1 protein-coding gene and 1 pseudogene are annotated in these 872 nt (G+C 69.3%); both read right to left on the bottom strand.

Annotation, left to right across the window (positions count from 1 at the left end; all coding sequences use genetic code 11):
• A partial coding sequence (locus MJ785_RS18035) for an SDR family NAD(P)-dependent oxidoreductase (protein ID WP_239381921.1) occupies positions 1-282 on the bottom strand: 282 nt, incomplete at its 3' end.
• Positions 279-872, bottom strand: a pseudogene (locus tag MJ785_RS18030) (transcriptional regulator); the annotation flags it as partial. The pseudogene MJ785_RS18030 and the gene MJ785_RS18035, both read right to left, overlap by 4 nt.

Raw genomic sequence — 872 nt, 5'->3', positions numbered from 1 at the left:
GTCGATGGCGATGGCGGCGTTGTTGACCAGAACATCAATCCGGCTGTGTTGGGTGATCGAGTCGGCGACAAGGCCGTCGATGGAGTCCTGGTCGGTGAGGTCGAGGGTTGCGGGGCGGACATCGGCACCTTCGGCACGCAGCTTGGCTGCGGTCTCGCAGGCGGTCTGTTCGGTCCGAGCGGTGGCGATCACGAGGGTGCCGGCGGCGGCGAGTTGGCGGGCAAGTTCGTAGCCGATGCCGCGGTTGGCACCGGTGACGATCGCGACGCGGGTGGGGGTCACGCGGCAGCGGCCAGCCGGGTGTCGAGAATACGGATGCGGGGGTCAGCCCGATGGGGCGCGAGCCGGGACCGCAGTTCCCCGATGCGGTAGCCGTTGCGCGCGGAAGGAGCTTCTTCCAGGTGCGGCAGCGCCTGATGAGCGAGCGCGTGGGCATGGTCGAGATCGCCGAGGTCGACCTGGACGGCTGCGTGGCGGATCAGGTAGGTGGCGCGGTCGCGAACGCGGGAGATGCCGCTGGTGGGGTCGAGGGCAGCGGCGAAGTACCGATCCGCGGGGGCGGGTGTGCCGAGCTCGACGAAGGTCATGGCGACCTGGGCGCAGTATTCGGCGTGGTCGAAGTAGCGCACCCAGGTCGGGTCGTCGTCGCGCTCTCCTTTGCCGAGGTGGGTTTCTGCATCAGAGAGCGCACGGGTGCAGTCCCGGCGGTCGCCCAGCGCAGCGTGAGCGCGGGCCTTGCGGACAGCGAGCATGGCGCGGGTGCGGGGGGTGCTGCCTTTGCCAGCGGACAGGGCGGCGTCGGCGACGGTCAGGGCGTCGGTGCGTTGGTCGAAGTCGAGTAGCTGCAGAGTCATGTTCTTGAGCACGTTCGC

The organism is Protofrankia sp. CiT1, assembly GCF_917627335.1.
Taxonomy (GTDB): Bacteria; Actinomycetota; Actinomycetes; order Frankiales; family Frankiaceae; genus Protofrankia.
The sequence above is the reverse complement of the archived record's forward strand: the minus strand, read 5'-3'. Positions and strand labels throughout refer to the sequence as shown.